This is a genomic window from Acidovorax sp. KNOB132 (assembly GCF_057541515.1).
This window is the reverse complement of record NZ_BAAJYT010000271.1, coordinates 1-4,635: the sequence shown is the minus strand read 5'-3', so window position 1 is coordinate 4,635 and position 4,635 is coordinate 1. Positions and strand designations below refer to the sequence as shown.

The 4,635-nt window shown below is 69.1% G+C and carries 5 protein-coding genes and 2 pseudogenes; 6 read left to right on the top strand and 1 reads right to left on the bottom strand.

All coding sequences use genetic code 11. The features are described 5' to 3' along the window. From AC27IO_RS20700 to AC27IO_RS20685, 4 genes and pseudogenes are all read left to right on the top strand, one after another. A pseudogene (locus AC27IO_RS20700) lies at positions 1-390 on the top strand (hypothetical protein); the annotation flags it as partial. Positions 391-445: 55 nt separating this feature from the next. Then, a complete protein-coding gene (locus AC27IO_RS20695; protein WP_284429016.1) occupies positions 446-1,132 on the top strand; it encodes a response regulator transcription factor in 687 nt (228 codons plus the stop codon). Continuing rightward, the gene (locus AC27IO_RS20690; protein WP_498740523.1) at positions 1,101-2,507 is read left to right on the top strand and encodes a sensor histidine kinase; all 1,407 of its coding nucleotides are present in this window, start codon (positions 1,101-1,103) and stop codon (positions 2,505-2,507) included. The genes AC27IO_RS20695 and AC27IO_RS20690 overlap by 32 nt, the downstream gene beginning before the upstream one ends. A gap of 169 nt (positions 2,508-2,676) precedes the next feature. Beyond that, positions 2,677-3,381, top strand: coding sequence for an MlaA family lipoprotein (locus AC27IO_RS20685; RefSeq protein ID WP_498740522.1), 705 nt, complete (start codon positions 2,677-2,679; stop codon positions 3,379-3,381). Between the two features lie 28 nt (positions 3,382-3,409). Here AC27IO_RS20685 and AC27IO_RS20680 read toward each other — a convergent pair whose 3' ends face one another. Next, the gene (locus tag AC27IO_RS20680; RefSeq protein ID WP_498740521.1) at positions 3,410-3,586 is read right to left on the bottom strand and encodes a hypothetical protein; all 177 of its coding nucleotides are present in this window, start codon (positions 3,584-3,586) and stop codon (positions 3,410-3,412) included. A gap of 176 nt (positions 3,587-3,762) precedes the next feature. Between AC27IO_RS20680 and AC27IO_RS20675 the strand changes: the two genes are divergently transcribed. Further along, positions 3,763-4,338, top strand: coding sequence for an RNA polymerase sigma factor (locus AC27IO_RS20675; protein ID WP_272564487.1), 576 nt, complete (start codon positions 3,763-3,765; stop codon positions 4,336-4,338). A 9-nt stretch (positions 4,339-4,347) separates the two neighbouring features. After that, positions 4,348-4,635: pseudogene (locus AC27IO_RS20670) on the top strand (anti-sigma factor); the annotation flags it as partial.

The following is a 4,635-nucleotide window of genomic DNA, read 5'->3' as shown; positions in this document are numbered from 1 at the left end:
GGCGGCCCGAAGGGCTTTTCCGAGGAGGTCTTCGACGACTACGTGGCAGACTTTCGCCGCTTCCTGGACGACGCCCTGGCCGCCGAGCCCTGTGGCCCGGCGCGGCATCTGCGGGCCTACCTGCGCGCCATGGGGGCGAGCCTGGCGGCCCTGCGAAGCCACCAGCGCCGGGCGGTGGCCGCCGTGCTCGGCGATCTGCGGTATGCGGCGATCTGGTCGGATTTCGTCGAGGAGATGTGCGCCACGGATTCGGTGGACCTCGCCACGCACAGGGTGTGCCGGTATGCCATCGAAGGCCTGCGGCTCGATCTCGTGCAGGGGCGGGGGTCCGGCGATGGCAGCAGCATCGGGACCCTGGTGGACCGGCTGCTGTCGCTGACGGTCCGCTGATTTTCGGGGCCTGCGCCGCGCGCAGGCCGCCAGGCTTTTTTGGATGGACCCGAGGATGAACCGCATCGCACTGGTAGAAGACCACGAACGGCTGGCCGATCTCATCCGCCAGGCCATGGCGGGGGCCGGCATCGCCGTGGATGCCTTCACCGACATCGAATCGGCCTGGCTCGCACTGCGCGACATTCCCTACGGCGCCTTGGTGATCGACCGGGGGCTGCCGGACGGCGACGGCCTGCAACTGGTGCGGCGGCTGCGCGCGCGCGACCAGGCCGTGCCCTGCCTGATGCTGACGGCCAGGGACGCGCTGCACGACCGGGTCGACGGCCTCGAATCCGGCGCGGACGACTACCTGACCAAGCCGTTTCCCATGGAGGAGCTGATCGCCCGGGTGCGGGCGCTGCTGCGGCGGCCCACCCACCTGAAGGCGCTGGACCCGGTGTACGGCGACCTGCGCCTGGACGCGGGCCGGGGATGCCTGGTGTGCGGCGGGGAAACCGTGGCGCTGCCGCTCACCGAGGTGCAGATCATGCTGTGCCTGCTGCGCAAGGCTGGCCAGGTGGTGCGCCGGTCGGAGCTGGAGGCCGCCGCCTGGGGCATCGCCGAGGCCGTCACGCCGAACGCGCTGGACGTGGCGCTGCACCGGCTGCGACGCAAGCTCGTGGCCGTGGGGTCAAGCGTTCAGATCGCCAACATCAGGACCCATGGATATGCCGTCCGCGAAAAACCACTGGCCCCGTAGCTTTCGCGGGCGCCTGCTGCTGGTGTACGTGGCCGGCATGCTGCTGAGCGGCGGGCTGGTCATGGCCGTCGTCATGGTGCTGCTCGAACCTCTGGAGCGGTACATGCTGCAGCACAGCGTGATCGAGCGGGCCGAGTCGATCGCCAGGATCATCCGCTTCGACGGCGCCGGCCTGCCCCTGGGGCCCGACCGGTCCCACATCGACGAATGGCCCTTTGCCAGCCTGAGCGAAGAGGTGGTGCTGCGCATCGTCGATCCGCACGGCGTGGTGTTCTACACCACCGACGGAAAAAGATTCCCGCTGGCGCCCGAGGGCCTGGGGTTCGATCCGCAGCGAAAGGGCTTTGCGCTGCAGCGCGATGGCGTGGCGATGCATGCCGCCACGGTGCCCCTGCAGCGGCCCGACCGGCTGTGGTATGTGCAGTTCGCCATCAGCGACCGCATCGTCCTGCTGCTGCAGCACAGCATCGGGTTGCCGGCGCTGCGCAAGGGCATCGTGGCCACCTGCCTCACGTTCCTCGTGATTTTCGTGATCGCCATGCACCTGACGCTGCGCCGGGTGCTCAAGCCGCTGCGCATCGCATCGCTGCAGGCGCAGCGCATCACGCCGCAGTCCCTGGGCGACCGGCTGGCGCTGGGCGATCTGCCCAGCGAACTGGTGCCGCTGGTCGATGCCTTCAACCGGGCGCTGGACCGCGTGCAGCTGGGGTTTCAGACGCAGCAGGAGTTCCTGGCGAATGCCGCGCATGAATTGAAGACCCCGCTTTCGCTGATCCGCGCGCAGGTGGAACTGGGCGGCCACAGCGGTGGCAAGGACGGCGGCAGCGGGCACAGCCGCTACCTGCTCCAGGACATCGACCGCATGGCGCGCCAGGTGCAGCAGCTGCTCCACCTGGCCGAGGCCAGCGAGCAGCGCAACTACCGGATCGAGCGGTGCGACCCGCGCTCCGTGATCCTGGAGGCCAGCGATTTCATGGACCGCGTGGCCGAGTGCAGCCAGGTGCAGATCGCGCTGCTCTTTGACGAGGGCGTGGGGCCCTGGGATGCCGACCGGGGCGCGCTGTTCACCCTGCTCAAGAACCTGCTGGAAAACGCCATCCAGCACAGCCCGCCGCACCGCGTGGTGCGGCTGCAGGTGCATGGCCGCGGATTTGTGGTGTCCGACGAAGGACCGGGGGTGGCGCCGGAGCACCTGGGCAAACTCTTCGAGCGCTTTTGGCGGGGTGCGTCCCGGCGCGACGAAGGGGCCGGGCTGGGCCTGTCGATCTGCCAGGAGATCGTCGCCGCCCATGGCTGGACCATCGAAGCGCGCAACGGCGCGGTGGGGCTGGAAGTGCGCGTGACACACGCGTCGGCGCCCGGCCCCGGCCAGTAAGGATTCAGCAATGCAGGCGCGGTGACGATGGCGGCCCGTGGGATGCGATGCATTCCATCCCTCAGGTCCCCATCACCCACTCTCACCGGAGGTACGAATGCCCTCTCGCCTGCACCCCGCAGCACCTTGGAACCACCGCATGCCGAATGTCCGGTATGCCCTCTGCGCCTTGGCCATTCTCAGCACCGGATGCGCCTCCCTCGCGCAGCCGGATCCGCTGGAGCCCGTCAACCGCAAGATCTTTTCCTTGAACGAAGGCGTGGACCAGGTCGTCCTGCAGCCGGCCGCCAAGGCCTACAGAACCGTGGTTCCTGAAGTGGCCCAGACGGGCGTGAGCAACTTCTTTTCCAATTGGCAGAACCCGTGGTCGTCGGTCAACCTGATGCTGCAGGGGCGGGTGGGCGAGGGCATGACGACCCTCGCGCGCTTCGGCACCAACACCACGGTGGGCGCCCTCGGCTTCGTGGACGTGGCCAGCGGCTGGGGCATGCCCCACCGCAAGGAGGATTTCGGGCTGACCCTGGACACCTGGGGCGTGGGAACGGGGCCTTATCTGGTGATGCCGCTCTTCGGCCCGTCCAATGCGAGGGACGTGTTCGCGTCGCAGGTGGATGGCCTGGGCAACCCGAAGAACCAGATCTCCAGCGTCTCTGTGAAGAACAGCCTGACCGCCGTCCAGGTGGTCAGCCAGCGCGCCCACCATCTGGGGGCCAGCGAACTGGTGGACCAGGCGGCCCTGGACAAGTATCTGCTGATGCGAGACGCCCATCTGAAAAAGCGCAACCGCGCCGCCCAGGCGAAGGATGCCGTCACCCAGGTGGCGATGGAAGAGTCCAGCGACTCCTGGCAGGGCGGGGCTGCGGCTGACCGCTAGCGAGGCAACCCCAGCGGGTGCCGTGCGATCAGCCGTTCACCGCCTGCACGGCCGCGCCCGCGGCCGGCACTTCCTGCGCCACCGCGCTTTTGCCGGCATAGAACGCGCCAGCCGCCAGCAGCAGCACGCCGGCAGCGAAGGTGGCGCGGCGCTTCATGGAACGCAGGTCGCCGAGGGGAAGGGCCTTGGATCGGTTGTCTCGCATGCTGTCTCCTGGTGGGTCGGTAAAGAGGGCTGCGCGCCGCAGGTTTCCTTCATACGCCGGCCGTGGCCGATCGGATTCAGAGTCCTTGTCCGAAAGAGGGCTTTGTATCCGCCAGCCCACACCCTCCGTATCCCGCTGCATGGCGAAGACCGCAATTTTTCTCACACAATGCGTGCATGAGCACCTCCCTCACGGACACCCAGCTGATGGCCCTCATTGACCAGGTCGCGGGACGCGACGATGCCGCCCTCAAGCGCCTGTACGACCACACGTCGTCGCGCCTGTTCGGCGTGGCCCTGCGCGTGCTGCGCAACCGCGAGTGGGCCGAGGACGTGCTGCAGGAGGCCTACCTCACCATCTGGCGCGTGGCGGGCAGCTATCGCGAAACCCTGAGCCCGCCGATGGCGTGGATGGGCCTGATCGTGCGCAGCCGGGCGCTGGACTTTCTGCGCCGGCGCACGGCCGACCGGGCGCAGCTCACGCAGGAGTTCGATGACGAGCTGGCGCAGACACTGCAGGCGGACCAGCCCTCGCCGGCGGACATCGCGCAGGCCAGCGAACAGGCGACCGCGCTGCACCAATGCCTGGGCCGCCTGGAGCACCGCCACCGCGAAGTGGTCAGCCTGGCGTACCTGCGCGACCTGAGCCACGGCGAGCTGGCCGAGCAGCTGAAGCTGCCGCTGGGGACGGTCAAGACGTGGATCCGCCGGGGCCTGGGTCAGCTGCGCGACTGCCTGTCGCGCTACGCGTGAGGTGCTGCCATGAATCTTTCGCAATCCCCTGAACTGCTGGACCGCCTGGCGGCCGCCTATGCGCTGGGCACGCTGCGCGGCGGTGCGCGGCGCCGCTTCGAGACCCTGGCGCGCGAGCATGCCGGCGTGCGGGCGGCGGCGCTGGTGTGGCAATCGCGCTGGTCCGGCCTGACCGAGCTGCAGGCCGAGCAGGCCCCGCCGCCCGAGGTGTGGCTGCGCATCCACAACCTGGTGCAGGCCGAAAAGGAACGCGAGGCCATGCGGGCGGCGCGGCAAGGGGCCGTGCCAGCGCGGGCC

Excerpts from the sequence above, each read along its gene's own strand:
- AC27IO_RS20695 (WP_284429016.1), top strand. The coding sequence starts at position 446 with ATGAACCGCATCGCACTGGTAGAAGACCACGAACGGCTGGCCGATCTC.
- AC27IO_RS20690 (WP_498740523.1), top strand. The coding sequence starts at position 1,101 with ATGCCGTCCGCGAAAAACCACTGGCCCCGTAGCTTTCGCGGGCGCCTG.
- AC27IO_RS20680 (WP_498740521.1), bottom strand. The coding sequence starts at position 3,586 with ATGCGAGACAACCGATCCAAGGCCCTTCCCCTCGGCGACCTGCGTTCC.
- AC27IO_RS20675 (WP_272564487.1), top strand. The coding sequence starts at position 3,763 with ATGAGCACCTCCCTCACGGACACCCAGCTGATGGCCCTCATTGACCAG.